This is a genomic window from Rhodopseudomonas sp. BR0G17, assembly GCF_010907025.1.
Classification (GTDB): Bacteria; Pseudomonadota; Alphaproteobacteria; order Rhizobiales; family Xanthobacteraceae; genus Rhodopseudomonas; species Rhodopseudomonas palustris_H.
Window position 1 is genome coordinate 145,298 of record NZ_QUML01000010.1, and the last position, 22,763, is coordinate 168,060.

The 22,763-nt window shown below is 65.5% G+C and carries 20 protein-coding genes; 12 read left to right on the forward strand and 8 right to left on the reverse strand.

Going from position 1 to position 22,763, the window contains the following annotated elements:
- Position 1: 1 nt before the first annotated feature.
- Both xerD and DY467_RS10635 read right to left on the reverse strand, forming a co-directional pair.
- Positions 2 to 1,015 (reverse strand): site-specific tyrosine recombinase XerD, encoded by a 1,014-nt coding sequence (gene xerD, locus DY467_RS10630; RefSeq protein WP_164635889.1) that lies wholly within the window; start codon positions 1,013 to 1,015, stop codon positions 2 to 4.
- Between the two features lie 16 nt (positions 1,016 to 1,031).
- The gene (locus DY467_RS10635) at positions 1,032 to 1,178 is read right to left on the reverse strand and encodes a hypothetical protein (protein ID WP_011156073.1); all 147 of its coding nucleotides are present in this window, start codon (positions 1,176 to 1,178) and stop codon (positions 1,032 to 1,034) included.
- A 138-nt stretch (positions 1,179 to 1,316) separates the two neighbouring features.
- Between DY467_RS10635 and DY467_RS10640 the strand changes: the two genes are divergently transcribed.
- The 3 genes from DY467_RS10640 to DY467_RS10650 are packed head-to-tail and all read left to right on the forward strand — an operon-like array spanning position 1,317 to position 4,485.
- Complete coding sequence (locus tag DY467_RS10640; protein WP_164635890.1) at positions 1,317 to 1,934, forward strand: shikimate kinase; 618 nt, start codon at positions 1,317 to 1,319, stop codon at positions 1,932 to 1,934.
- Positions 1,931 to 3,076: a 3-dehydroquinate synthase gene (gene aroB, locus DY467_RS10645; RefSeq protein WP_164635892.1), complete on the forward strand. Its 1,146-nt coding sequence runs from the start codon at positions 1,931 to 1,933 to the stop codon at positions 3,074 to 3,076. The genes DY467_RS10640 and aroB overlap by 4 nt, the downstream gene beginning before the upstream one ends.
- A gap of 47 nt (positions 3,077 to 3,123) precedes the next feature.
- Positions 3,124 to 4,485 carry an HlyC/CorC family transporter gene (locus tag DY467_RS10650; RefSeq protein ID WP_164635894.1) on the forward strand — a complete coding sequence of 454 codons (1,362 nt, stop codon included), beginning with the start codon at positions 3,124 to 3,126 and terminating at the stop codon, positions 4,483 to 4,485.
- Positions 4,486 to 4,498: 13 nt separating this feature from the next.
- On the opposite strand, the gene DY467_RS10655 is transcribed toward DY467_RS10650, so the two are convergent.
- Positions 4,499 to 4,768 (reverse strand): BolA family protein, encoded by a 270-nt coding sequence (locus DY467_RS10655; RefSeq protein ID WP_107342714.1) that lies wholly within the window; start codon positions 4,766 to 4,768, stop codon positions 4,499 to 4,501.
- Between the two features lie 121 nt (positions 4,769 to 4,889).
- Here DY467_RS10655 and DY467_RS10660 point away from each other — a divergent pair, with 121 nt between their 5' ends.
- A complete protein-coding gene (locus tag DY467_RS10660; RefSeq protein WP_164635896.1) occupies positions 4,890 to 5,534 on the forward strand; it encodes a J domain-containing protein in 645 nt (214 codons plus the stop codon).
- A 64-nt stretch (positions 5,535 to 5,598) separates the two neighbouring features.
- Here the strand turns inward: DY467_RS10660 and DY467_RS10665 are convergent, their stop codons facing one another.
- A complete protein-coding gene (locus DY467_RS10665; RefSeq protein WP_164635898.1) occupies positions 5,599 to 6,216 on the reverse strand; it encodes a DedA family protein in 618 nt (205 codons plus the stop codon).
- 276 nt (positions 6,217 to 6,492) lie between these two features.
- On the opposite strand from DY467_RS10665, the gene cobS reads away from it, so the two are divergent.
- The 3 genes from cobS to DY467_RS10680 all read left to right on the forward strand — a co-directional run bounded on the left by cobS (position 6,493) and on the right by DY467_RS10680 (position 10,684).
- The gene (gene cobS, locus DY467_RS10670) at positions 6,493 to 7,488 is read left to right on the forward strand and encodes a cobaltochelatase subunit CobS (protein WP_164635899.1); all 996 of its coding nucleotides are present in this window, start codon (positions 6,493 to 6,495) and stop codon (positions 7,486 to 7,488) included.
- 139 nt (positions 7,489 to 7,627) lie between these two features.
- Entirely contained in the window at positions 7,628 to 9,532 is a 1,905-nt protein-coding gene (gene cobT / locus DY467_RS10675; protein WP_164635901.1) for a cobaltochelatase subunit CobT, read from the forward strand.
- 24 nt (positions 9,533 to 9,556) lie between these two features.
- On the forward strand, positions 9,557 to 10,684 hold the full coding sequence (locus DY467_RS10680) for an esterase-like activity of phytase family protein (RefSeq protein ID WP_164635903.1): 1,128 nt from the start codon (positions 9,557 to 9,559) through the stop codon (positions 10,682 to 10,684).
- A 24-nt stretch (positions 10,685 to 10,708) separates the two neighbouring features.
- On the opposite strand, the gene DY467_RS10685 is transcribed toward DY467_RS10680, so the two are convergent.
- Both DY467_RS10685 and rpmB read right to left on the reverse strand, forming a co-directional pair.
- Positions 10,709 to 13,933 (reverse strand): PAS domain S-box protein, encoded by a 3,225-nt coding sequence (locus tag DY467_RS10685; RefSeq protein ID WP_164635905.1) that lies wholly within the window; start codon positions 13,931 to 13,933, stop codon positions 10,709 to 10,711.
- A 322-nt stretch (positions 13,934 to 14,255) separates the two neighbouring features.
- A complete protein-coding gene (gene rpmB, locus DY467_RS10690) occupies positions 14,256 to 14,561 on the reverse strand; it encodes a 50S ribosomal protein L28 (RefSeq protein ID WP_107342708.1) in 306 nt (101 codons plus the stop codon).
- 301 nt (positions 14,562 to 14,862) lie between these two features.
- On the opposite strand from rpmB, the gene DY467_RS10695 reads away from it, so the two are divergent.
- From DY467_RS10695 to fdxA, 4 genes are all read left to right on the forward strand, one after another.
- Positions 14,863 to 15,735: a DUF3108 domain-containing protein gene (locus DY467_RS10695; protein WP_164635906.1), complete on the forward strand. Its 873-nt coding sequence runs from the start codon at positions 14,863 to 14,865 to the stop codon at positions 15,733 to 15,735.
- A 301-nt stretch (positions 15,736 to 16,036) separates the two neighbouring features.
- Entirely contained in the window at positions 16,037 to 19,294 is a 3,258-nt protein-coding gene (locus DY467_RS10700) for a helicase-related protein (RefSeq protein ID WP_164635907.1), read from the forward strand.
- 29 nt (positions 19,295 to 19,323) lie between these two features.
- On the forward strand, positions 19,324 to 19,593 hold the full coding sequence (locus DY467_RS10705; RefSeq protein ID WP_107342705.1) for an RNA-binding S4 domain-containing protein: 270 nt from the start codon (positions 19,324 to 19,326) through the stop codon (positions 19,591 to 19,593).
- A 74-nt stretch (positions 19,594 to 19,667) separates the two neighbouring features.
- Positions 19,668 to 20,006, forward strand: coding sequence for a ferredoxin FdxA (gene fdxA / locus DY467_RS10710; protein WP_011156057.1), 339 nt, complete (start codon positions 19,668 to 19,670; stop codon positions 20,004 to 20,006).
- 188 nt (positions 20,007 to 20,194) lie between these two features.
- Here fdxA and DY467_RS26785 read toward each other — a convergent pair whose 3' ends face one another.
- Positions 20,195 to 20,530 carry a hypothetical protein gene (locus DY467_RS26785; RefSeq protein ID WP_164635908.1) on the reverse strand — a complete coding sequence of 112 codons (336 nt, stop codon included), beginning with the start codon at positions 20,528 to 20,530 and terminating at the stop codon, positions 20,195 to 20,197.
- Between DY467_RS26785 and DY467_RS10720 the strand changes: the two genes are divergently transcribed.
- Positions 20,430 to 21,362 (forward strand): CarD family transcriptional regulator, encoded by a 933-nt coding sequence (locus DY467_RS10720; protein WP_349627627.1) that lies wholly within the window; start codon positions 20,430 to 20,432, stop codon positions 21,360 to 21,362. The two genes, DY467_RS26785 and DY467_RS10720, sit on opposite strands and share 101 nt — an antisense overlap.
- A 79-nt stretch (positions 21,363 to 21,441) precedes the next feature.
- Here DY467_RS10720 and DY467_RS10725 read toward each other — a convergent pair.
- Positions 21,442 to 22,763 (reverse strand): M48 family metalloprotease (locus tag DY467_RS10725; protein ID WP_164635910.1); only part of this gene is annotated, 1,322 nt, incomplete at its 5' end.

A 22,763-nucleotide genomic window follows, 5' to 3' on the forward strand; every position in this document is an offset into this window, starting at 1 on the left:
CTCAGCGGCCTTCGCCGAGCGGGTGCAGATCACGCACCAAGCTCTTCAGCCGCTCCTCGACCACATGGGTGTAGATCTGCGTTGTCGAGATGTCGCTGTGACCGAGCAGCGTCTGCACGATCCGCAGGTCGGCGCCGTTGTGCAGAAGGTGACTGGCGAAGGCGTGGCGGAGCACGTGCGGGCTCACCAGCCGCGGCGACAGCCCGGCGCGCGCCGCCAAATCCTTCAGATCGCGGGCAAAATGCTGCCGCGTCAGATGCCCGCTCTCGCCGAAGGACGGAAACAGCCATTTCGAGGCCGGCGCGCCTTTGGTTTCTTTGGTGGCGGCCGCAACCTCTTCAAGATAGCGCGCCATCGCCTGCTTGGCGCCGGCGTTGAGCGGCACAAGCCGTTCCTTGTCGCCCTTGCCGCGGACCACGATCATCCGGGCGTCGCGTCGCGCCGCTGAGAGCGGCAGCGACACCAGCTCCGAAACGCGCAGCCCCGTGGCGTACAGCACTTCAAGCAGGCAGTTCAGCCGCGCCGCGCGCAGCCGGGCCGGTCCCTCCGCGGCATCGGTCTCCTGCCGGGCGCAGGCCAGCAGCCGGTCGACATCGGCAATCGACAGCACCTTCGGCAGGCTGCGGCCGCGCTTCGGCCCAGCCAGGATCGCAGCCGGGTCGTCGGCACGAATCCGCTCGCTGAGCATGAACCGGAACAGATGGCGCAGCGCCGACAGCCGGCGGGCGACGCTGGAGGTGGCAAAGCCGCGGTTGTCGAGATCGGCCAAATAGGCCCGCAGCGCCGCGGTGTCGGCGGAGCCGATGCTGAGCCGGCGGCGGAACAGAAAGTGCGACAGGTCCGCCAGATCGCGCCGATAGGCATCGAGCGTGTTGGCGGAAGCGCCCTGCTCGGCCGCGATCATGTCGAGAAACAGTTCAGTCAGCCCGGCGTCCGAATAGGAGGCAGGGCGCAGCGGCGCGGCCTGAGGCTCCGGCAGCACGGCGGCTTTGGATATGGTTCGCGGTCGACGCATGCGACCAGCCTAACGGCTATTTCTTGAGAAATTTGTCCGGGCCGATCGTCACGGTCATTTCGCGGCTGTTCGGCCCGACGAAATTGGCCAGCGCGAAAATCGTCCCGTAAATGATACCGCCTACCACACCAATCACCGTCAGGAACCGAAAGAGGGTGGGCATTCGCGAATCTCGGCAGCGGCAGGCGTTTGGCGGCGACGCGCGACTACGACCATGTTCGCCCTTCCCTTGCAAGAGACTCTGGCAAGCCCGGCGACCGGGGTAGTATAGCTTGCCCTTTCAGTCCCACGGATGCCGCGAATGTCTGAAACCGTACCGACGGCTGCTGCCGGCAGGTCGCCCCAGGAAGCCGAGATCGTCGCGGCGCTGGGCGAACGCCCGGTCGTGCTCATCGGCATGATGGGCGCCGGCAAATCCACCGTCGGGCGCCGGCTGGCGCTGCGGCTTGGGCTGCCGTTTCTCGACGCCGACACTGAGATCGAATCGGCCGCGGCAATGACCATCCCGGAGATCTTCGAAACCCACGGCGAGCCGCACTTCCGCGACGGCGAGGCCCGGGTGATCGCCCGGCTGCTCGACGGCGGCACCAAAGTGCTGGCGACCGGCGGCGGCGCTTTCATGCGCGAGGAGACCCGCGACCGGATTCGCGAGAAGGCGATCTCGATGTGGCTCGAGGCGGAGGCCGACGTGATCCTGCGCCGGGTCAAGCGCCGCGCCGACCGCCCGCTGCTCAAGACGCCCGATCCGGCCGGCACCATCGCCCGCCTGATCGCCGAGCGCTACCCGCTGTACCGCGAAGCCGACATCACCATCGCGTCGCGCGACGTGCCGCACGAAAAGATCGTCGACGAATGCGTCGCCGCTCTCCATCACTATCTGTGCGGCGCCCCCGCCCCAACCTTGAGCGAGACTTCATGAACGCCCCGCAGAAACACTCCGCCCCGATCACCGTCGAAGTCGCCCTCGGCGACCGCGCCTATGAGATCGTGATCGGCCGCGACGTGATCGCCTCGCTGGGCGAACGGATCGCCAAGCTGCGGCCCGGCGCACGCACCGCGATCGTCACCGATCGCACCGTGGCGAAGACCTGGCTGAAGCGCGCCGAGGAGGTGCTGGACCAGGCTGGCATTGCGCATGCGTCGGTGATCGTCGGCGAAGGCGAGAGCTCCAAGAGCTATGCGGGGCTCGAACAGGTGTGCGAGGCGCTGATCGCCGCCAAGATCGAGCGCAACGATCTGGTGATCGCGCTCGGCGGCGGCGTGATCGGGGATCTTGCCGGCTTCTCCGCTTCGCTACTGCGCCGCGGCGTCGACTTCGTGCAGGTGCCAACCTCGCTGCTGGCGCAGGTCGACTCCTCGGTCGGTGGCAAGACCGGCATCAATTCACCGCAGGGCAAGAACCTGATCGGCACGTTCCACCAGCCGGTGCTGGTGCTGGCCGACACAGCGATTCTCGATACGCTGTCGCCGCGCCAATTCCGCGCCGGCTATGCTGAAGTCGCGAAATACGGCGCGCTCGGCGACGAGGCGTTCTTCGCCTGGCTCGAAGCCAATCATGCCGAGCTGTTCAGCGGCGGCGCCGCACGCGAGCACGCGGTGGCCACCTCGTGCCGGGCCAAGGCCGCCATCGTCGCCCGCGACGAGCGCGAGACCGGCGACCGCGCCCTGCTCAATCTCGGCCACACCTTCGGCCATGCGCTGGAAGCGGCGACCGGGTTCTCGGACCGGCTGTTCCACGGCGAGGGCGTGGCGATCGGCATGGTGCTGGCGGCGGAGTTCTCCGCCGAGCGCGGCATGATGCCGGCGGCCGACGCGCAGCGGCTCGCCAAGCATCTCGCCGAAGTCGGCCTGCCGACCCGGCTGCAGGACATCGCCGGTTTCACCCAGGAAGGCCTTGCCGACGCCGACCGGCTGATGGCGCTGATGTCGCAGGACAAAAAGGTCAAGCGCGGCGAACTCACCTTCATCCTGATGGAAGGCATCGGCCGCGCTGTGATCGCCAATAAGGTCGAGCCGGCGCCGGTGCGCGAATTCCTGCAGCGGAAACTGGCGCAAGCCTAACGGCCGCTGCGGCGCCCTGCGGTTACGCAGGCGAACCCAAGAGCATCATGAACTCGACTCTGAGCAACGTTCTGATCGCGGTCCTGCTGCTGATCGCCAACGCCTTCTACGTCGCGGCGGAGTTCGCGCTGGTGCGCAGCCGCGGCTTCCGCATCAAGGCGATGGTCGAGAAGCAGCGGTTCGGCGCCGAATTGGTGCAGCACATCCTCGGCAACGTCGAAGCGTATCTGGCTTGCTGTCAGCTCGGCATTACCATGGCATCGCTCGGGCTCGGCTGGGTCGGCGAACCGACCGTCTCGGCGCTGCTTGCACCGGTGCTGCAGCCGATGGGCCTGTCGGAATCAGCGCAGCACTTCATCGCGTTTCTCGGCGGCTTCCTGTTCTTCTCGTCGCTGCACATCGTGATCGGCGAGCAGGTGCCGAAGACGCTGGCGATCCGCCAACCGGAGCCGGTGTCGCAGTGGATCGCCTATCCGCTGCACATCTCGTTCATCCTGCTGTATCCGCTGAACTGGCTGCTGAACCAGGCTTCGCGCGGCGTGTTGAAGCTGCTCGGCGTCGAAGAAAACTCCGAGCACGAGATCCTGACCGACGTCGAGATCGAGGGGCTGGTCGGCGAATCCGCTGAGCACGGCAAGATCGAGAGCGGCGAAGCCGAATACATCCAGAACGTGTTCCGGTTCGGCGAACTGGTGGTGTCGGACGTGATGGTGCACCGGACCGCGATGGTCACCGTCAACGCCGATCAGCCCAGCGAACAACTGGTGAAGGAAGTTCTGGCGACCGAATACACCCGCGTGCCGCTGTGGCGCGACAAGCCGGAGAACATCGTCGGCGTGCTGCACGCCAAGGATCTGCTGCGCGCGCTACGCGCCGCTGACGGCGACGCGTCCAAGATCGATATTGGCAAGATCGCGCTGCAACCCTGGTTCGTGCCGGAGATGCGTCCGGTCTCCGAACAGCTCAAGGCGTTCCGCACCCGCAAGACTCACTTCGCGCTGGTCGTCGACGAATACGGCGAAGTCGAAGGCATGGTGACGCTCGAGGACATCCTCGAGGAAATCGTCGGCGATATTTCCGACGAGCACGACGTCGTGGTCGCCGGCGTCCGCACCCAGCCGGACGGCTCGGTGGTGGTCGACGGCTCGGTGCCAATCCGCGATCTCAACCGCGCGATGGACTGGAACCTGCCGGACGAGGAAGCCACCACGGTGGCGGGCCTGGTGATTCACGAGGCACGGTCGATTCCGGACCGCGGTCAGAACTTCACCTTCCACGGCTTCCGCTTCCGCGTTCTACGCCGCGAGCGCAACCGCATCACGGCGCTGCGAATCTCGCCCGTGCCGCGCGACGGCGAGGCCGATCTGATCGAAAAGAAGAGCCGGAAGACACGAGCCGGATCAGTCTAAGCGATTTGTTCGCTCAGGCTTCGCCGGGCGCTTTGGCCTTGATGGCGAGCGCGTGCACGCCGCCTTTCAGTTCCGGTGCCAGCAGGTCGTTGACCATGCGGTGACGATCGACCCGGCTCTTGCCCGCGAAGGCCGCCGATACGATATTCACCCGGAAGTGAGTCTCGCTGCGACCGGCGTGACCCGCATGACCTTCGTGTAGGTTGGATTCGTCGATGACGTCGAGGCTTTCGGGCGTGAAAGCTTCGCGCAACTTCTGCGTGATAGTGTCCTGCGTGCCCATGCCGTGATGCCCCACCCGTTCGGCCGTTATTCCGTCAAATCCGTCTGCGACGCATCAACCCGGGGGCTGCTCGGAATGTCAAGACTTGAAGCCCGGAGCGTTGCGTAGTCAAAGTCCGCCCATGCCAATCGACTCGTCCAAATTCTTCGACAAGATCCGCGTCAAGCCGCGGGCCGCGGAAGTGGCGCGTGAAGCCGCGCGCGAACAGGTACGGATGTGCGACGCGCCCGGCTGTACCAGCCGCGCGGCGCACCGTGCGCCGAAGGGCCGCGGCTACGAGAAGGATTACTGGCACTTCTGTCTCAACCACGTCCGCGAATTCAACCAGGGTTATAACTTCTTTGAAGGGATGAATCCGGATGACGTCGCCCGCTATCAGAAGGACGCGCTGACCGGTCATCGTCCGACCTGGAAGATGGGGCAGAATGGCGCCAAGAGCCGCGCCCGCAGTCCCGAGGATCTCGAAGGCGCCGCCGATCCGTTCAATGTTTTCAACGAATTCACCGGCAGCCGCCGCCGGCGTCGCGGGCCCGATCCGGCCGACGAGGCGCGCGCCGAGCCGCGTAAGGTGTTCAACGCCGAGCGCAAGGCGCTGCAGGTGATGGGCCTCGACAGCGACGCGACTCTCGAAGTGGTCAAGGCCAAGTACAAGGCGCTGGTGAAGCAGCATCACCCCGACGCCAATGGCGGCGATCGCTCGACCGAAGACCGCCTGATCGAAATCATCAAGGCCTACAACTATCTGAAGACGGTGGTGCGGAGCTGAACGCTCTCGGCGGCACCTGCCCGTCCCTGACGCATAACGCTTGCGTCGTTGACCTTGATTGACGCTAAGCCGGCGTGCCCTTCCAACGCCGATACGCCCATAGCCCCAGCAACAGCGTTCCGGCAACGCCGGCGAGCACCGGCAGCCAGTGGTGCAGCGTCGTGTGGCTGCGCTCGAGCGCGGTGGCAGCGATCACGCCCGGCAGCACATGCGCCGGGGCCCACAGCAGGATCGCCGGCACATCGACGGCAAAGAACCGCTGCGGCGTCATCTGCAGTGCGCCGGCGGTGACCGGGACGAAGGCGCGGATCGGCGGCACGAACCGGCCGAACAGCACCGCCCAGGTGCCGTAACGCACGAAGAACGCTTCTGCCTTCGCCACCACGTCCGGATAGGTCGACAGCGGCCAAGCGCTCAAAATACGGCGGTGCCCACGATGGCCGGTCCAATACGCCGCGCCGTCGCCGATCAGCGCGCCGGCGATCGCCGAGGCGAGAACGCCAACAAGGCTGAGTTCGCCGCCGGGAATCAACACGCTCAGCGCCAGGATCACGGTCGAGCCCGGCACCAGCGATCCCACCACCGGTACGGCTTCGAGCAGCGCCGCCAGAAATAGCGTCAGATAGGCGAGGCCGGAATGCGACGCGGCAAAATGGACCAGCGAGTCGAGCAGTGAACTCAAGGCGGTGGGGCTCCAAGGAGACGGACAGGCAGTTGCGACAGCTTACGACCCCTGCCCTGCCGAAAAGTTGCACGCCGATTCGGCATCGCCCACCGAATCCGCAACACAGCCTTCACAAAACCGCGTCACGCTCCTATCTCAATGAAACATCGACGGAACTTTGATCGCGCGGCGGGCTTCTGCGGATCGCGGCTCTCTGCTAGGTTCAATTCCGCACTCAACCGCATCCACCAACGAAGATCGGGTTTCGGGCGCGTCCGGGACCACGGAGGATTGATGACCGCCGCTACGACCACCGCTCCGGAGATCACTGGCTTACCCGACATGAAGGTGTCGGTCCGGCAGGTCTTCGGCATCGACAGCGACCTCGAAGTTCCGGCCTATTCCGAGGTCGACCCCCACGTACCGGATGTTGATTCGGATTACCGTTTCGATCGCGCCACCACCCTCGCGATTCTGGCAGGCTTCGCCAAGAACCGACGCGTGATGGTCACCGGCTTCCACGGCACCGGCAAGTCGACCCACATCGAGCAGGTCGCGGCGCGTCTCAATTGGCCGTGCGTGCGCGTCAACCTCGACAGCCACATCAGCCGTATCGATCTGGTCGGCAAGGACGCCATCGTGGTCCGCGACGGCAAGCAGGTCACCGAATTCCGCGACGGCATCCTGCCCTGGGCGCTGCAGCACAACGTCGCGCTGGTGTTCGACGAATACGATGCCGGCCGTCCCGACGTGATGTTCGTGATCCAGCGCGTGCTGGAAGTTTCCGGCCGGCTGACGCTGCTCGACCAGAACAAGGTCATCAAGCCGCACCCGGCGTTCCGGCTGTTCGCCACCGCCAACACCATCGGCCTCGGCGACACCTCGGGCCTGTATCACGGCACGCAGCAGATCAACCAGGGCCAGATGGACCGCTGGTCGATCGTCACCACGCTGAACTATCTGCCGCACGACGAGGAAGTCGAGATCATCCTCGCCAAGGCCAAGCACTATCGCAACGCCGAAGGGCGCGACATCGTCAACAAGATGGTCCGGCTCGCCGACCTGACGCGTAACGCCTTCGCCAACGGCGATCTGTCGACGGTGATGAGCCCGCGCACGGTGATCACCTGGTCGGAGAACGCCGAGATCTTCGGCGACATCGGCTTCGCGTTCCGCGTCACCTTCCTCAACAAGTGTGACGAGCTGGAGCGGCCGCTGGTGGCGGAATTCTATCAGCGCTGCTTCAACGCCGAGCTGCCCGAGAGCTCGGTCAACATCGCGATGAGCTGACGATCGTTTCGCCTCTCCCCGCGCGCGGGGGGAGGTCGGCAACCGAAGCGAGCCGGGTGAGGGGCCTCTTCGCGCGACCGACGCATAACCCCCTCACCGCGACCCTCTCCTGGCAAACGGGAAGAGGGAGAAGGCGGCGATGAGCACCACGACCAACAGCAAACTCCGCACCGGATCGAAGGAAGCGCCGACCGAGCCGTTCAAGCGCGCCGTCACCTCGTGCCTGCGTGCGATCGCCAAGGCTCCGGAGCTGGAGGTCACTTTCGCGGCCGAGCGCCCCGGACTCGCACCGGGCAAGGCGCGGCTTCCCGAGCCGGCGCGCAAGATGAGCAAGCGCGACGCCGCAATCGTGCGCGGCCACGCCGACTCGATCGCGCTGAAGCTCGCCTGTCATGATCCGAAAGTGCATCGCAAGCTGATGCCGGGCAATCCGCAGGCCCGGGGTGTGTTCGAAGCAGTGGAGCAGGCGCGCGTCGAAGCGCTCGGCGCACGGCGAATGGCGGGCGTCGCCAAGAACCTCACCGCGATGCTCGACGATCATTTCCATCGCGGCAAATTCGACGAGATCACCGACCGTGCCGACGCGCCGCTGTCGGACGCGCTGGCGATGCTGGTGCGCGAGCGGCTGACCGGGCTGGCGCCGCCCACCGCAGCCAAGAAGCTGGTCGACCTGTGGCGGCCGGTGTTGGAAGACAAGCTTGGGTCGCGACTCGATCAGCTCGAACACTTTGCCGACAACCAGGCGAAGTTCGGTGACGTGATCCACGACATGCTCGACGCACTCGAGCTCGGCGACGATCGCGATACCGAGACCGACGAAGACGAGAGCCAGGACGACAAGCAGGAAGGCGAGAACGATCAGTCCGGCGCCGAGGGCGAGCCGCAGGGCGAAGCCGCGCAGGAGATGAGCGCCGAGCAGGCCGAAGCGACCAGCGACGAGGTCAGCGATAGCCAGATGGAAAGCGCCCAGGCATCGACCTCCGACGCCTTCGACGATTCCGAACTCGGCGAGGACGAAACGCCGGGCGAAGCCACCCGTCCGCACAATCGCGGCGCCAACGAGCCGCGCGGACCGGAGTATCACGCCTTCGCGCCGAAGTTCGACGAGATCGTCGCCGCCGAAGACCTGTGCGACCACGACGAGCTGGAGCGGCTGCGCAGCTATCTCGACAAGCAGCTGGCGCATCTACAGGGGATCGTGGCCCGCCTCGCCAACCGGCTGCAGCGCCGGCTGATGGCGCAGCAGAACCGCGCCTGGGACTTCGATCTCGAAGAAGGCATTCTCGATCCGGCGCGTTTGTCGCGCGTGGTGATCGATCCGTTCCATCCGCTGTCATTCATGAGCGAGAAGGAAGCGACCTTCCGCGACACCGTGGTGACGCTGCTGCTCGACAATTCCGGTTCGATGCGCGGCCGCCCGATCACGGTGGCGGCGACCTGCGCCGACATTCTGGCGCGCACGCTGGAGCGTTGCGGCGTCAAGGTCGAGATCCTCGGCTTCACCACGCGTGCCTGGAAGGGCGGACAATCGCGCGAGGCCTGGCTTGCCGCCGGCAAGCCGGCCAATCCGGGCCGGCTCAACGACCTGCGCCACATCATCTACAAGTCGGCGGACGCGCCGTGGCGCCGGGCTCGCAAGAATCTCGGGCTGATGATGCGCGAGGGCCTGCTCAAGGAGAACATCGACGGCGAAGCGCTGGATTGGGCGCACAAGCGCCTGCTCGGCCGCCCCGAGCAGCGCAAGATCCTGATGATGATCTCGGACGGTGCGCCGGTCGACGACTCGACGCTGTCGGTCAATCCCGGCAACTACCTCGAACGGCATCTGCGCCACATCATCGAGGAAATTGAGACCCGCTCGCCGGTGGAGCTGATCGCGATCGGCATCGGCCACGACGTGACGCGCTACTATCGCCGCGCCGTGACCATCGTCGACGCCGAAGAGCTCGGCGGCGCCATCACCGAGAAGCTCGCCGAACTGTTCAGCGAGACCGCCACCCCGACCGCAACGCCGGGTCCGCGCCGCCGCCGTCTGCATTCGTGAGCGCTCTTGGGCTGAGATGAGCCGATGAACGCTCCGCAGGGCGAGGCTGGGAAGCGGAGCGATTCCACGGCGACAGCCGTATCGGACCTCGCCACGACGACGCGCCGCAAGTTGCTTGCGGCCGGGCTGTCGCTTGGCGGCGCCGCGGCGTTGGCCGGTTTCGCGCCGACCCAGGCGTTGGCGCAAGCCAAGCCTGTCGAAGTCGACGAGCTGACACCGCCTGCACCGCGTTCGATCGAAGTGCGGGCCCGCCCTATCGATCACTTCGACCTGCGCGACCGCGCCCACCGCCAATTCGGTGCGCTGCAGTTTCGCAGCGGCCTGATCCTCACGTCCGGCTTCCGCGGGTTCGGCGGGCTGTCGGCGTTGCGGCTTGATCCAAGCGGCGAGCGGTTCGTTGCGATCAGCGACAAGGCGACCTGGTTCACCGGGCGCATCGCCTATGACGGAACGGCGCTGAGCGGTCTCGCCGACGTCGAAGCGGCGCCGCTGCTCGGCCCCGACGGCATGCCGCTACGCTCACGTAAGTGGTATGATAGCGAGTCGCTCGCGTTTGACGGCGGCACAGCCTATGTGGGCTTCGAGCGCGTCAACCAGATCGTCAAGTTCGACTTCGGCCGCGACGGAATCCGCGCGCGCGGCCAGCCGATTGCGGTGCCACCGGCGCTGCGCAAGCTGCCCAACAACAAGGGCATCGAATCGCTGGTGGTAGTGCCGAAGCCGCATTCGCTGGCCGGCACGCTGATCGCGCTCTCCGAACGCGGCCTCGATGCCGAGCGCAACACCATCGGCTTCCTGATCGGCGGCAAATCTCCCGGTCAGTTCTCGGTTCGCCGGACCGCCAACTACGACATCGCCGACGCCGCACTGCTCCCGGGCGGCGAGCTGTTGATCCTGGAGCGCAAATTCTCCTGGTTCGAGGGCGTGCATATCCGCATTCGGCGGATCGCACTGAGCACGATCGTGGCGGGCGCAACCGTGGATGGCCCGGCGATCTTCGAGGCCGACCTCGGCAACGAGATCGACAACATGGAAGGGCTCGACGTCCATGTCGATGCCGGCGGCGCGATCGTGCTGACGATGGTGTCGGACGACAATTTCTCGATGCTGCAGCGAACCCTGCTGCTGCAATTCACGCTGGAAGCCGACTAAGCCGCTGAGTGCGATTGCGACGGTTCACGCCGGCCTTGCCGCTGCGGCCCTGCTCGGCTTGGCCGGCTCGGCGACGGCGGTCGATCGCGCTGCTTCGGCCTCCTGGGCGGTCGCCAGGGCACGGCGGATCATCCGGGCGAGATCGCTGCGCCGATATGGCTTCGACAGCAGCAGCACGTCGGAATCGATCCGGTCATTATGGATCAGCGCGTTCTCCGAATAACCGCTGGTGTACAGCACCCTGAGCCCCGGCCGACGCTTGATCATCTCGGCCGCGAGTTGCACGCCATTCATCGGGCCGGGCATCACCACGTCGGTGAACAGCAGATCGAATGCAGTGTCGCTTTCGCCGATCGACAAGGCTGCCGCGGCGTTGCCGACCGACAGCGTGGTGTAGCCGAGGCTCTTGAGCTGGGCGTTGACGTAGCTGCGGACCATGGCGTCGTCTTCGACCACCAGGATCGTCTCGGTGCCCCCGACCGCGTTCTGCTCGATGGCTGGCGCTGCCTCGGCGTCGACCTGGATCTGGGCTCGCGGCAAATATAGCCGAAACGTCGTGCCTTGCTCCTCCTCGCTGTCGAGCGTGATGTGTCCGCCGGACTGCTTGATGAAGCCGTACACCATGCTGAGGCCGAGACCGGTGCCCTTGCCGACTTCTTTGGTGGTGAAGAACGGATCGAACACCTTGCTACGGATCGCTTCCGGAATACCGCAGCCGGAATCGGTAATCGCGATCATCACGTAGTCGCCCGGCGCCAGATCGCCGAACCGCTTGCCGAGATCCGGATCGACCACGACGTTGCTGGTCTCGATCGTGAGCTTGCCGCCCTTCGGCATCGCGTCGCGTGCATTCACCGCGAGATTGACCAGGGCCGATTCAAGCTGGCCGCGATCGACATAGATCGACCATGTGTCGGGAGCGAGCACGGTCTCGACTTCGATCGGCTCGCCGAGCGTTGGGCGCAGCAGGCTCTGCAAACCCGACAGCAGCGCGTTGACCTCTGTTTCGTCGGGTCGCAGCGGCTGCTTGCGCGCGAAGGCGAGCAGCAGACGGGTCAGCTCCGAACCGCGATCGGCGGCTTCGCTGATCAGTTTGGCAATGGCCGCCAGATGCGGCTGGTCGGCGACACCGTCGCTGATGATGTCGATGGTGCCGGTGATCACCGTCAGCATGTTGTTGAAGTCGTGAGCGATGCCGCCGGTCAGTTGACCGATCGACTCCATCTTCTGCGACTGGCGGAGCTGCTCTTCGAATGCGATCTTCTCGGTCAGATCACGCATGAAGACGTTGACGACGAACCGCCCCTCGACCGGCAGCGCCGTCATCGAGACTTCGAGCGCGATCGGCGAGCCGTCACGCCGGACCGCTTCGATCTCGATGCGATGCCCCTGAATCACGCTCATGTCGTGTTCGATCGCTTCGATGAAGCGTCGATAACCGGTCTTGATTTCTCTGGTTTGATCCGGCGGGAGCGCCAGCTCGCCGAAATCCTGACCGATCGCTTCCTCGCGGCTCCAGCCGAGCATCGACTCGGCGTGCGGGCTCCAATCGGTGATCCGCCCCAGCGCATCGAGCTGCACGAACGCGTCGAGCGCCGTATCGATGATCGCGCGCGACATCTGCTCGCTGCGGCGAAGCGCGTCCTCAGCCTTCTTGGTCTTGGTGATGTCGTGATACACCATCACGGCGCCCTGTATCTCGCCGGTTTCGTTCCGCAGTGGACGACCGTTGGCGATCAGATAGGATCGACGCTCCGAGCCGATCGGCTGCACCGCGAACTCGAAATTGATGATGGTCTCGCCGCGAAAGGCGCGGAGCAGCGGCGACTGATCCTGCGCCATCGGATTGCCATCGGCATCGAAGCGATCAAACGAACGGGTGGTGTTGAGCACGCCGACGCCCGACAGCTGACCGAAGGTTTCGCGTGCCGCCGGGTTGGTGAGGATCACCAAGCCATTGGCATCGGCGACCAGCACGGGATCGACCATGTTGTCGATGGTGTTCTGCAGCACCTCGGCGATCCGCGAGCGCTGCTCCACTTCGGAGGCGAGCGCCACCGCCTTGCGCTGCGATTCCGACGCCATCCGGGTGAAGGCTTCGGCCAGCATGTTGATCTCATGGCCACCGCCGGTTTTCACCTCGACCGGTACGCCGCTGGATGAGAACGCCACAATCGAATTGGTGATCCGCACCAGCGGACGGGTGAGCGAGCGCGCCAGCGGAAACGCCATCAGCATCGCCACCAGGATCGCCACGGTACCGCCCAGGATGGTGGAATTCCGCACCGCCGTTTGCACCGACGTCAACGACACGTAGGGCCGCATTTCCACCACCGCGAGCCTCGGCCCGTTCGGCAGCTCGGCCCAGTCCCACCCGGCGCCGAAGCGTTCGCCGGCGCTATCCGCGACCAGGGTCGGGGTATCGCCACCCTTGCGCAGAAGCAGCAGTTCGGACATCCGCGGGAAGTCGTCTTGGATACGGCTTGGTTTGCCGAGGTCGAACCCGAATTCACGCGACCGATCGGGATGCAGCAGGTAATCGCCATCGGCATTGACGACGTAGATGATATTACTGCCGTCGGAGCTCTCGCGGATCCGCTCGAGCGTCCCGCTCAGATCCGTATTGATGACGAGCAGACCGAGCCGCGTGCCATCGGCCCCGTCGATCGGCGCCATGGTCCGCACCGTCGGCACATAGGGAGTCTCGAGCCCGGTCGCAGTCTTGTTCAGCTCGACCTTCGACATCGCCACCCGGTTGGGCGGCAACGCCATGCCTTCCTTGACGTACGTGCGATCGCCGCGGCGGGTCAGCTCGGACTGCGGCACAGCCCGAATGCTGCCGTTCGGACCGAGCCGATCGACCCGCACCAGTTCTCGGCCGCCGTCCTCCGGGCCGATCACGCGCAGAATTGCACAGCTCGGCTTGGCCACCAGCTCGGCGATGAAACGGGCTTCGATCCGCTTGCGCCAGTTCGCTGGCTCCTCGCCGGTGGTTTGCAGGCTGTCACGCCGGGCGGTGAGCAGATCGCGCAACGCCGCGGAGGATTGCGCCCCGACTGCATCAGCGTGGGTGCTCTGGAGCGACGTCTCGATCAATAATGCGTTGAGCTGGGCGTGGGTGTGGAGCCGCATCAGCGCGCGCGGCATCACCAGGTCGACGACGTTCTGATAATTGAGAAATCCGAGGACCGCGGTGGTCACCAAAACCAGCGCTACCATGGCGAGGGTCAGCCGGGTCGACAGTTTCATGAAGGCCCCTGCGATGGCGACCGCACCGGCGCGCATGGAAGAGCGACGGCGGCGGCTTATGCTGCGGTATGCGCTCGAATGGGCGATCAGACCGACGTGAAGAAGTTGTGCGATCGGCCGATCGCTCCGTCACCTCGGGAAAGTACGTGATTCGAACGAAGGTATATTCCTGGTAGTGATACCGGGACGTCGCACCCTCGAATGCCGGTGGCCACGCAGGGGCCTGCGGCTGCCCGTCCGGACCAGCACGCACGACAAAACGGCCGGGTCGAACGACCCGGCCGCCGAAATCTCAATCAGACCTGAACTGGCGAAGCGGCGATCAGCTCGCCGCGGCAACCGGCGCGCCAGCCGTCTTCTTGGCGATCGCGCGCTTCAGCTCCACCGCCTTCGGCGACAGCTCGGCATCGCGAGCCTTGAGCAGGTAGGCGTCGAGGCCACCGCGGTGGTCGACGCTCTTCAGCGCGTTGGTCGAAACGCGCAGCCGCACCGCACGGCCGAGCGCGTCCGACAGGAAAGTGACGTTGACCAGGTTGGGCAGGAAACGCCGCTTGGTCTTGATGTTCGAATGGCTGACCTTGTGGCCGACCTGGGCACCCTTGGCGGTCAGTTCGCAGCGCCGAGACATGGCGAAAATCCTCTGTCATCCCCCGCCGGCCCACCAGCAGGCGCGGGGCTTCATCATTCGTCCGTTTTCAGGAACCGCGGACCTATAAAAGGGCTGGCGCGCAGCGTCAAGCGACGGCTGCGCCGGAACCCGAAAATGGCGAATCGGGAACTGCCGCTAGGTGCCCAGCGATACGCGGATTTGCGGGCACCATCAAGCATCTGGCACCATATAAAGGACGTAATCGGTTCCGACACCAACAAATCGGCCCGGTGCGAGTTGACCCATCGACGGCGCCTCCGCGCCAGGCAGGACATCGTTCGTGAACATCAGCAGCCGCCACATTGCCACTGTCATTCCCACGTCGACCCGGTACGCGGGTCTGGGCGGGGTGCTGGCTGCCGCCGCGGTGCTGACCGCTGTTCCTGCGGCTGCTCAGGGCAAGCTCGACGCCCGCTATGAGGCCTCCCTCGCCGGGATCGAGGTCGGCAAGGGCGCCTGGGTGATCCAGGTCGACGATGATTTCTATTCGGCATCCGCGACCGGGACGACCTCCGGCGTGATGCAGGCGTTTTCCAGTGGCCACGGCCGCGGCGAAGCGCAGGGCCGAGTGATCAACGGCCAGCTGGTGCCCGGCAACTACATGGCCAGCATCACGGGCGGTAAGAAAACCGAAACCATCCGCATCACGCTCGCGAACGGCAACGTCAAAGAGTCGAGCATCGAGCCCGAGCCACCACCGGACGACGACCGCATCCCGGTGACGGACGCGCATCGCCGCGGTGTGATCGATCCGATGACGGCGTCGTTCCTGCGCGTGCCGGGCACCGGCGACGTGCTCAGCCCAGACTCCTGCCGGGTGTCGACGCCGATCTTCGACGGCCGCATGCGATACGATCTGCGGATGGAGTACAAGCGCACCGAGACGGTGAAGGCCGAAAAAGGCTATCGCGGACCGGCTCTGGTGTGCGCAGTGTATTTCAGCCCGGTGTCGGGCTACATCCCGGATCGCGCCGCGATCAAATACCTGATCAAACAGCGCGACATGGAAGTCTGGCTGGCGCCTATCGCCGGCACCCGCGTGCTTGCGCCCTTCCGGCTGAAGATCCCGACGCCGGTCGGTAACGCGATGCTGGAAGCAACGCAATTCATCACCCAGGCCGCACCGCCGAAGTCGGCGTCACGCGCGCAATAGGCGCGGCCCCGCCTGCCTGCGATCGGCGGCGTTGAATCATGTTGACTCCCATCGGAATCGCGGAACGCATGAACCGCGGCGAACTCACCCGGGCGAAGAGGATAATGGCCTGTCTTTTCACCTGATCTTGAGCGCGCAGCTGAGCCCTGTACGACATATTGCGTCAGCCACTCCCGACTCAGAACGAGTCAGCGATTCGGCCGCGTTTCGTTCCGGACTCGTTCCAGCCCTTAATCGGCGATTGCTGCGGCGTCGCGATGTGACACAGATCTGACCGCGACCACGCAGAAATCAAGTCGAAATGCCCAACCTGTACTCTGAGGCGTTTACCAATGACCGCGTCCCCGGCGCCGGCGTGACTGCGGTGCTGGGGCCGACCAACACCGGCAAGACGCATCTGGCGATCGAGCGGATGGTCGCGCACCCGTCGGGCCTGATCGGCTTGCCGCTGCGGCTGCTTGCGCGCGAGGTCTATAACAAGATCGTCGACAAGGTCGGCGCCAACGCCGTCGCGCTGGTCACTGGCGAAGAGAAGATCAAACCCTCCAAGCCGCGCTACTGGGTATCGACTGTCGAGGCGATGCCGCGCGATCTCGACGTCTCGTTCCTGGCGGTCGACGAAATCCAGATCGCGGCCGATCTCGAGCGCGGCCACGTCTTCACCGATCGGATTCTGCGCCGGCGCGGCCGCGACGAGACGCTGCTGCTCGGCGCCGCGACGATGCGGCCGATGATCGAGCGGCTGTTGCCGGGCGCCAGCATCGTCACCCGGCCGCGGCTGTCGCAGCTCGAATATGCCGGCGACCGCAAGCTGACCCGTCAGCCACGACGGACCGCGATCGTGGCGTTCTCGGCCGACGAGGTCTATGCGATCGCCGAATTGATCAAGCGCCAGCACGGCGGTGCCGCGGTGGTGCTGGGCTCGCTGAGCCCGCGCACCCGCAACGCCCAAGTGGCGATGTTTCAGTCCGGTGACGTCGATTACCTGATCGCCACCGATGCAATCGGCATGGGGCTCAACCTCGACGTCGACCACGTCGCGTTCGCGTCCGACCGCAAATTCGACGGCTATCAGTTTCGCCGCCTGACCCCGCCTGAATTCGCACAGATCGCCGGGCGCGCCGGCCGCGCCACCCGGGACGGCACCTTCGGCACCACCGGGCGCTGCGCGCCGTTCGAGCCCGAGCTCGTCAACGCGTTGCAAAACCACAGCTTTGAACCGGTGAAAATGCTGCAATGGCGCAACGCCGAGCTGGATTTCGCCTCGCTCGGCGCGCTGCAAGTGTCGCTCGCGGAGTCGCCCCGGCACGAGGCGCTGACGCGCGCCCCGGTCGCCGAGGATCTCCGCGTGCTCGACCACGTTGCCCGCGACCCCGAGGTGCGCGAAATCGCGCAGGGCAAAGCCGCGGTGGAGCGGCTATGGGATGTCTGTCAGGTCCCGGACTACCGTAAGATCGCACCAGCGGCTCATGCCGAACTGGTGATCACGCTGTACCGGTTCTTGATGCAAAAGGGGCGGATACCGGATAGCTGGTTCGCTGCCCAGGTCGATCAGGCGGATCGCACCGACGGCGGTATCGACACGCTTTCCGCGAGAATTGCGCAAATCCGCACCTGGACCTTCGTCGCCAACCGGCCGGATTGGCTCGCCGACCCCGAACACTGGCAGGGCATCTCGCGCGACGTTGAAAATAAATTGTCAGATGCGTTGCATGAACGGCTCACGGAACGTTTCGTCGATCGCCGGACCAGTGTATTGATGCGCCGCCTGCGGGAAAACACGATGTTGAATACGGAAATTGGCAAGACTGGTGAGGTGATCGTCGAGGGCCACGTGATTGGCCGGCTCGATGGCTTCACCTTTGCGCCCGACGCGGCCGAGGCCGGCTCGGATGCGAAGGCGTTGCAGGCGACGGCGCAAAAGGCGCTAGCCGGCGAAATCGACGCGCGCGCCGAGAAGTTGTCGAACGCACCGGACGATCAGTTCATCCTGACCTCCGACGGGACCATTCGCTGGACCGGCGATGCGGTCGCGCGGCTGGTGGGCTCGGACGACGTGCTGCGGCCGCGGTTGCGCATCATTGCCGACGACCGGCTGGCCGGCGCGCCGCGCGAAGCGGTGCAGACCCGTCTCGACCTGTGGCTCAAGACCCATGTCGAAAAGATCCTCGGACCGCTGTTCGAGCTCGGCAAAGCCGAGGATGTCAGCGGCATTGCCCGCGGTATCGCCTTCCAGCTGATCGAGGCGCTCGGTGTGCTGGAGCGCGCCAAGATCGCGACCGAGATGAAGGATCTGGACCAGCCGTCGCGCGCGACTTTGCGCAAATACGGTGTGCGGTTTGGCGCCTACCATATCTACTTCCCCTCGCTGCTGAAGCCGGCGGCGCGAGCGCTTGCCTCGCTGCTGTGGGCGCAGAAGCAGGACAATGTCGACCTTGCCGCGCTGTCCAGCGCGCAGCATCTCGCCGGCAGCGGCCGCACCTCGTTCCCGGCCGACAAGGCGCTGGATCGCGATGCCTACCGCACGCTGGGCTACCGGCTGTGCGGCGAACGCGCCGTCCGTGTCGACATTCTCGAACGTCTCGCCGACCTGATCCGGCCCGCGCTGGCGTGGCGTGAAGGCGCGCCCGGCGAGAAGCCGGCGGGTGCGTTCGACGGCCGCAGCTTCGTCGTCACCCAGGCGATGACGTCGCTGACCGGTTCGGCTGGTGAAGACTTCGCGTCGATCTTGAAGGCGCTCGGCTACCGCATGGAGCGACGCCCGGCGTTGCCCCAGGCACCGAAAACTGCCGAAGCGGCGGCTCCGGCCTCGACCGAGGCGGCGAGCACGACCGAAATGTCGGCTGAAGATCAGGCCATCCTGGCCGGCGCAATCGCGTTCGAGCCATCGCCGGCCGACGGCGAGGCTGCCGAGGCTGCGCCGAGTGCCGACGAACAGCCCGTCGCCGAGCAGCCTGTAGCTGTTGCAGCGGAGCCGGTTGCGGAGGCCGTCACCACCGAGACCGCGGAGCAACCCGCTGCTGAAGCCGGCGAAGCCGCCGTGACCGAAGCGACCACAGCTGAAGCTTCGTCCGAAGCTGCCAGCGCCGAAGCAGCGCCGGTCGCCAAGGCGGAGCCGGAGCTGGTCGAAGTCTGGCGTCCGGGTGGACGCTCCGACGAGCATCGGCCGCGTCACGATCGTAACCGCCATCGCAATCGTCCGCAGCACGGCGCTCCTGCCGGCGCGACTGAAGGCGAAGCGGCCGAAGCCAAGGGTGACCGTGGTGGGGGGCGCGGCAAGGGTGATTTCCGTCGCAATCGGCGCGATCAGGAAGGTGAAGGCGGGCGCCGCGAGGCTTCCGGCGAAGGACGGCCGCCGCGCGAGCGCTTCAAGGGCCGCGACAAATTCCAGGACAAGTATCAGGGCGGGCCGAAGGGTGGCCGCGACAACCAGGGCGGCTCGCACCGGCAGGTGCATTCCAGCGCCCCGCGTGAGCGCGACCGGCCGATGGATCCGAATTCGCCGTTCGCCAAGCTCGCCGCGCTGAAGGAGCAACTCACCGCCGGCCGCAAGGACTAAGGCGCGCCGGCACAGCCAGTGGTTCGGGCTTGGAGCGTCAGCGTCTCGATAAATGGCTGTGGCATGCGCGCGTCGTGCGGGCGCGCACCAGCGCTGCGGCTCTGGTCGAACGCGGCCACGTTCGCATCAATGGCGTGCGCGAGACCTCACCGGGGCACGGCATCAAAGCCGGCGATGTGCTGACGATTGCGCTGGATCGTGGCGTGCGGGTGCTGAAGGTGGTTGGGTTCACGGAGCGCCGTGGCGACGCCGAGTCGGTTACTGGACTTTATGCCGATCTCGGAATGCCACGGGAATAGGCATCGACACTTGCGGCTGCGGAGCTCCTGCGGTACGCAAACACTCAAAATTAGAACCGTTCCGGAGCGTTGGGATGACTTACGTCGTCACTGAAAACTGCATCAAGTGCAAATACACCGACTGCGTTGAAGTCTGCCCCGTGGATTGTTTCTACGAGGGCGACAACATGCTGGTCATCCATCCGGACGAATGCATCGACTGCGGCGTGTGCGAGCCGGAATGCCCGGCGGAAGCGATCAAGCCGGATACCGAGCCAGGCCTCGAGAAGTGGCTCGAGCTGAATTCGGAATACGCCAAGACGTGGCCGAACTTGACCCAGAAGAAGGACGCTCCGGCGGACGCCAAGGAGTTCGACGGTCAGGCTGGCAAGTTCGAGAAGTACTTCTCTTCGGAGCCGGGTTCGGGCGACTAAGCCGAAGGTCTTGAGAAGGCCGGCACAGCCGGCCGACCAGCTTAACCCTGTTGACGAGATGCGCCCCGGGGCACTGCCCCGAATGGGCTGGAATCGTCATAAATCATTGATTTTTGCGGAGAATGTGCTATATTTAGCACATTCGTCAACTCCGGCATGCCGTTTTTGCGGCCGGGAAGGGTTCCCCGTCAAAAGCAACGAACAGGGGCGTGGCGGTTCCACGCGCAGGCTGTGTCACAGAAAACGCGTAAAACGAGTGTTTCTTCAAAGGGTGCCAAGTCGGCATCTGCGGCCAACCGCGGAGCCACAAAGAGCCGTTCGAAGGCTTCTGTCAAGGACACCCGGACAGCCGCCAAAGCGACCGCCGCAAAGGCTTCTGTTTCCAAGACCCAGACCAAGGCGGGCGCCAGCAAGGCGAGCGCCATCAAACACGCTACCGCAAAGGGGTCTGCTGCAAAGGCTTCGGCCTCTAAAGCTCCGGCCTTCAAGTCCTCGAAAATCAAAAGAAGTGAAATGCCAACCAAGTCTGCGAAAACTCCCGCCAAGCCGGCGGCCTCCAAGCCCGTCGCCGCACCCAAGCCGGCGGCGAAGCCTGCCAAGGCTGCCGTTGCTCCCAAGGCGGAGGTGAAGGCCGAGGTCAAGACCGAGGTGAAGGCGCCCGTTGCCAAGGCGGCGGTGAAGCCGGAAGTGAAGCAGCCGGTGGCGGCGTCCAAGCCGGCGGTCCCGGCGCAGGCGCGCGTCGAGGAGCCGAAGAAGGCCGTGACCCAGCGTCAGGGCTTCAAGGCCAACGAATTCGTGGTCTATCCGGCCCACGGCGTCGGCCAGATTCTGGCGATCGAGGAGCAGGAAATCGCGGGCGCCAAGCTCGAGCTGTTCGTCATCAACTTCATCAAGGACAAGATGACGCTGCGGGTGCCGACCGCAAAGGTCGGCAATGTCGGTATGCGCAAGCTTTCCGATCCGGCGCTGGTGAAGAAGGCGCTGGAGACGCTGAAGGGCCGTGCCCGCGTCAAGCGGACGATGTGGTCGCGCCGGGCGCAGGAATACGAAGCCAAGATCAATTCGGGCGACATCGTCGCGATCGCCGAGGTCGTCCGCGACCTGTATCGCTCGGAATCGCAGCCGGAGCAGTCCTACAGCGAACGCCAGCTCTATGAAGCCGCGCTGGATCGTCTGTCGCGCGAGATCGCGGTGGTGCAGCACATCACCGAGACCGAAGCCGTCAAGGAAGTCGAGAGCCAGCTCGCCAAGAGCCCGCGCCGCGGCGCCAAGGCCGAGGCGGAAGCCGAAGCCGAGTCCGATGCGGATCTCGACGGCGATTCCGACGACGAGGCGGTGACCGACGAGGCCGCGTAAGCAGCCGCATTCGGTTTGAAGCAATCAAGGCCCGGCCATCCAGCCGGGCCTTTTTCGTGGACCAAGACCTGTTCTTCGGTTAGTCGACGACGATCTTCACCAGCTCGCGCGGCTTGACCTGGGCGTGAGCGTCGAGGCCGTTGAGCACACGGAAGCGCTCCAGCGGCCGGTCGACACCCGACATCCGGTGCGACAGCGACTCGACGGTGTCGCCGGGCTGCACGCTGATCACCTTGATGCGCAGCGGTCGCGCGGCCTGGATCTCCTCGAGCGACAGCCGCCGGAACGAATTCACCGTCTCGCGGGCGTTGCGATCGCTCTCGGCGGTGCGCTGCCGGGTCGCGAAGATAAAGCGATAGACGTCGCTGCCGAACCGCAACGCATAGACCCTGAACTGCCACTGCTCGCCGCGCGCCGTCACCGACGCGGTCGGAAAGCCGTTGACGGTCAGCTCCTCGGTCGAACTCTTGTCGACGTTCTCCATCCAGCCGGAGTTCAGATAGTCGGCGAGCGACTGCTCGGCCGGCACCCGAACGACGTCGAAACGCATTGCCTGATTGCCGCCTTCGCGCAGGCCGATCACCGCCTGGGCGGTGTTGTCGAGCGTGAACGAGTCCGGCACCTGGAAGGTGAAGCCGAGCTTGGGATGCAGGAAGCGCCGGCCGCGCACGAAGCCTTCGCTCGGGTCTTCGCCATAGACGATGTTGTCGATCGCGTTGAGATAGGCCTCGCGGTCGCGCTCGCCGCGTTCGCCGCGCCAGCCGCCTTGCGGCGCGGTGTATTGCCGGGCGTTGTTCTGGGCGTTGCTGACGCGCTCCGGCGTCGCCGGATGCGACGACAGAAAGTCGGTGCGGCTGTCGCCGGTGGCGCGATTGGCCTTGAGCGCCGCGTTGCGCTCCATCGCGGTGAGGAAGCGCGCCGCGCCGTAGGGATCGAACTGCGCCCGCGCCGAGATGCCGATGCCGATGCCGTCGGCTTCGAGCTCCTGCTGCCGCGAGAAGCTCGCCATCGACAGCTTGGTTTTGGCAAGCGCCAGCGCCGTCATGCCCGGGTCGTTGCCCATGTCGGTGACGACGCGTGCGACCAGCGCCGCTTGGCGTGCCTGGTCCTCGCGGATGGCGGCGTGCTTGGCCAGCACATGCGCCATCTCGTGCGACAGCACAGACGACAATTCCGATGTGTCGGTGGCAAGCGCGATCAGCCCGCGGGTGACGTAAAGCTGACCAGTCGGCAGCGCGAAGGCGTTGACGGCGCCTGAATTGAGGATCGTCACCTTGTAGGTCAGGTCGGGCCGATCCGACGCCGCTACCAACCGGTCGACGATGCCGGAGATCAGCGCTTCGAGCTTGGGGTCGTCATAGGCGCCCCCATAGGTGTCTCTTATACCCATCTCCGAGCCCC

Coding starts and splice junctions, on each gene's coding strand:
- xerD (WP_164635889.1), bottom strand. CDS start 1,015: ATGCGTCGACCGCGAACCATATCCAAAGCCGCCGTGCTGCCGGAGCCT.
- DY467_RS10635 (WP_011156073.1), bottom strand. CDS start 1,178: ATGCCCACCCTCTTTCGGTTCCTGACGGTGATTGGTGTGGTAGGCGGT.
- DY467_RS10640 (WP_164635890.1), top strand. CDS start 1,317: ATGTCTGAAACCGTACCGACGGCTGCTGCCGGCAGGTCGCCCCAGGAA.
- aroB (WP_164635892.1), top strand. CDS start 1,931: ATGAACGCCCCGCAGAAACACTCCGCCCCGATCACCGTCGAAGTCGCC.
- DY467_RS10650 (WP_164635894.1), top strand. CDS start 3,124: ATGAACTCGACTCTGAGCAACGTTCTGATCGCGGTCCTGCTGCTGATC.
- DY467_RS10655 (WP_107342714.1), bottom strand. CDS start 4,768: ATGGGCACGCAGGACACTATCACGCAGAAGTTGCGCGAAGCTTTCACG.
- DY467_RS10660 (WP_164635896.1), top strand. CDS start 4,890: ATGCCAATCGACTCGTCCAAATTCTTCGACAAGATCCGCGTCAAGCCG.
- cobS (WP_164635899.1), top strand. CDS start 6,493: ATGACCGCCGCTACGACCACCGCTCCGGAGATCACTGGCTTACCCGAC.
- cobT (WP_164635901.1), top strand. CDS start 7,628: ATGAGCACCACGACCAACAGCAAACTCCGCACCGGATCGAAGGAAGCG.
- DY467_RS10680 (WP_164635903.1), top strand. CDS start 9,557: ATGAACGCTCCGCAGGGCGAGGCTGGGAAGCGGAGCGATTCCACGGCG.
- DY467_RS10685 (WP_164635905.1), bottom strand. CDS start 13,933: ATGAAACTGTCGACCCGGCTGACCCTCGCCATGGTAGCGCTGGTTTTG.
- rpmB (WP_107342708.1), bottom strand. CDS start 14,561: ATGTCTCGGCGCTGCGAACTGACCGCCAAGGGTGCCCAGGTCGGCCAC.
- DY467_RS10700 (WP_164635907.1), top strand. CDS start 16,037: ATGCCCAACCTGTACTCTGAGGCGTTTACCAATGACCGCGTCCCCGGC.
- fdxA (WP_011156057.1), top strand. CDS start 19,668: ATGACTTACGTCGTCACTGAAAACTGCATCAAGTGCAAATACACCGAC.